The organism is Candidatus Omnitrophota bacterium, from assembly GCA_028693815.1.
Lineage (GTDB): Bacteria > Omnitrophota > Gorgyraeia > Zapsychrales > Aceulaceae > Aceula.
On sequence record JAQUUP010000047.1, the window covers coordinates 1 to 3,317 of the forward strand.

Below are 3,317 nucleotides of genomic sequence, written 5' to 3' on the forward strand. Positions count from 1 at the left end.
ATTCATGAAGAAATATGCTATAGCGAAAAATGCAGGAAAAACAATAACACTCCAACAGCAAACTAATAAGAAGTATTTGGAAAAGAAAGCTTTCTTATTTTCAGCATATTGAGCACTCTTAGTAAGGAAATCAGGCAAACCTAAAGCAGTAATAATACTAAGTACTTGAATGACTCCGACAAATCCTTGCACTTCACCATACGCTTCGGGCTTTAATATTTTCGCTACAAAAAATGTTGTCAATAACGATATCACAGCTGATAGGGCTGAAAATAGAATCGGTAGTATTCTTTGCCAATTTAGTTTACTTGTTTTCATGTAATTGCTTGCTCACACTATTTCTATACAACAAAATCTTTTTTTACTAATGCGTAGTATGTGTCCTGATCAAATCGCATTCCAGAAGGGGTCATAAAAGTAGGACCGTAAATTCCCTCAAGGAATTTATTACAATTGTTGGGGACTCTAATTTTTATCGTAGCAAAATCGGCTAATACGGTGCTAGTCACATAATCTCTTGAAACAGCTTGTTTTTCATATGGGTAAGCTGCCATAACATCAACAACATATTTTGAAGATGGTTCGATTTCATTATATTTTTGTGCTAGATTATCGAGTTTTTTTGCAAGACTGCGTGTCGAAAGAGGCGATAGGATAGCCTGATACAAGCACAAAATAAGACTTTTCAACTTTGTTGAAGAATTTTTTCTTGTCTTAAAATAAAGTTTGTTTTTTATGCTTTTGGTCTTGCGAGCAATTTTCTTTGCTTTGTTAGAGTCACTTGGAACTGAATCATAAGGAAAGATGTCAATATGAAAATGAGTATCGTAATTCTTTTTTAGGCATCTTTGAGGACAATATGTTCCCTTAATGCCAATTTTTGTTAATCCGTGCTCAATGTGTTTCGAAAAATGGTAACCAAGTATAATAAAATGATCGTTTTCCAACTGCTTAGCAATTTTAAGAAAACGATTATAATTTTCCCTTGTCATTCCTAAATCAATGTCATCATCCCACGGAATAAAACCTTTGTGGCGATAAGCGCCTAAAGCAGTACCATATGTCGCAAAATAATCGATATTATTCTTATCCAAAAAGTCGACTACTTCTTTAAGCCTAGCAATCATAATTTCTTGAATTTCTGGTAGGGTTATTTTTTTATAATTACTTTGGTCCATTTTTTCTCTTTTTCAAATAATCTTCTTGGTTTTTGCTCCAGTAATTTTAACTGGTTAAAAGTCCGTTCGGCTAACTATATCACTAATGTGAATTAAAAGGAATATCTCCACTTGCATGTAGATGCTACCCAAATGCTCTGACTATCTAAGTATTGTGAGGTAACATTTTTTGACATTAATTTTATATTTGAAATTTTTTAATCTTATTGGATTCACGCTCTCGGTCAATATTTGTGCATCATCGAGGTGATCTTTTACTTGTAGACCAAGGTCAAAAAAACTCATAATTTCAGCAAATAACTCTTTAACATCTATGCCACTAAAAAGTGTCTTTACCTTGCAATTATGCAATATTGCATTCATTGCCATCGCCACAGCGTGACCGTGAGGGATTTCATAAAGAGAAGTTATTTTATAACTCATCGCATGTCCTGCAGTCGTTTCCGATATATTAATTGCCTTCCCTGAGAGGTTGGCGACAGTCTGAATCGATTTTATCGCTTTGATTTCATTATTAAGATAGCTTCGATATGATTTCTCAAATAATTGAATGCCTTTTAAAGCATACTTCTTGCTTTCCTTGGTTGCTTTTTTTGACCATAGCGATTCAACGCACTGACAAAAAGCATCCAAAGCAGTACACTTCTTCTGATAATCAGGAACCGTAAGAATGAAATTTGGTTGAAGGATAACGTATTCAGGAAGAATTGCTGAGTTACTGATGGATTGTTTTTCTCCATTCAAATACAAAACTGAATGTCTTGTTGACTCACTACCAGTTCCAGAAGTTGTTGGAACAGCGATGTGTTGAACATCGTTGTGTTTATATATTTGTTTGAATGTTGGGATGTCACTTTTTATATCAGAGTCTAAACTCAGTTTTATTGCCTTTGCAACATCTATACATGAACCACCACCAATAGAGATAATTGCATCGCACTTTTTTTCCTTAAATAAGGTTAGACCAACAAGCATTTCCTCATATTTTGGATTGGAAGTAAAATGAGAAAAAATAACTGGGTGGCCGAATTGTTTGCCAATCTTTTTTGTTAAGAAAGAATCAACAACAAATAGAGGATTTTTTGCATTAATATTAAACAAAAGACCATTGATTTTGCTTTTCAAAAGTGAAGAGTAATATATGACTTGAGTTTTAGCATCCCACTGTTCAATTGATTTTGATACTCTTTCGAGATCATTCGGATTATCAACTTCATCAATGAAGTGTTTGGTATAACTCATCGGAAAAATTGATAGTTGATTGCTTATTTCGTTAAGAGCGTTTTCGGCATAAACTCCAACAATTCCTTTATCGATGAACTTAACCACATTATCAATCCATTTAGCAATAGCGTCTTTGCTCAGCTTGTAAAGAGGCTGAAAAGCGAAACAATTTTTATCAAAAATGCTTATTGATACTTCTCGTAAAGTTCCATCAATTATTCTTCCTTTGAAATCTTTTTCAGGAAGAACTTTAAATTTATTGATAAGGCATAGGTTGGCTTTTTTGTTTTTTAACATTGCAGGAATTAAAGTGCGATCAAACACTAAGTCTCCATGCATCATGATGATATCGTCATCGAGATACTCCCTAGCGTTGTACATCGAGTAAATGTAGTTGGTTTGGTCGTATTTTTCATTGTGTGAAAAAATGAAACGCATGTTTCGAAAACATTCTTTGTCACATACTTCTTTTATCGTTTCAGGATATGGCCCAGTAGTAACCACTACTTCTCGTATGCCAGCCTCTTGAATTAATCTGATTTGACGTTCAAAGATGGTTTCATCGTTGTACAAATGAACCATGCTTTTTGGAGCATGGGCGGTCAACGCCCCCATTCTTTTACCGATTCCGGAATTAAAAATTAGAGCTTTCACGTTATTCCTCGAATTGTTTCATGAAAGATTCTTTATTTTCAATCGGAGTCGTTGTTGGGCGACCTAAATCATCCCTACTTCCTTGTTTGGTATACAAAATTAAAGCGCATTTGCCTTCATTTTTCATTTTTTCAACTGCGGCTTTTATTTCTTCTTTTGTTCTCGCTTCATAGGTTGAAGAAAAGCCACAAGCAATTAGAATTGATTTGATATCAATCTTGTCAGCCACGGTTGGTTGGCCACCAACAGATTCGTGAGAGG

The 3,317-nt window shown here is 34.4% G+C and carries 4 protein-coding genes; all 4 read right to left on the reverse strand.

The features are described from left to right. A partial coding sequence (locus PHY73_08730; protein MDD3375786.1) for an oligosaccharide flippase family protein occupies positions 1–318 on the reverse strand: 318 nt, incomplete at its 3' end. Positions 319–341: 23 nt separating this feature from the next. Further along, positions 342–1,178 carry a LicD family protein gene (locus PHY73_08735; GenBank protein MDD3375787.1) on the reverse strand — a complete coding sequence of 279 codons (837 nt, stop codon included), beginning with the start codon at positions 1,176–1,178 and terminating at the stop codon, positions 342–344. 141 nt (positions 1,179–1,319) lie between these two features. Then, entirely contained in the window at positions 1,320–3,056 is a 1,737-nt protein-coding gene (locus tag PHY73_08740) for an iron-containing alcohol dehydrogenase (GenBank protein MDD3375788.1), read from the reverse strand. A gap of 1 nt (position 3,057) precedes the next feature. Further along, positions 3,058–3,317: phosphonopyruvate decarboxylase (locus PHY73_08745; GenBank protein ID MDD3375789.1), on the reverse strand; the 260-nt coding region annotated here is incomplete at its 5' end.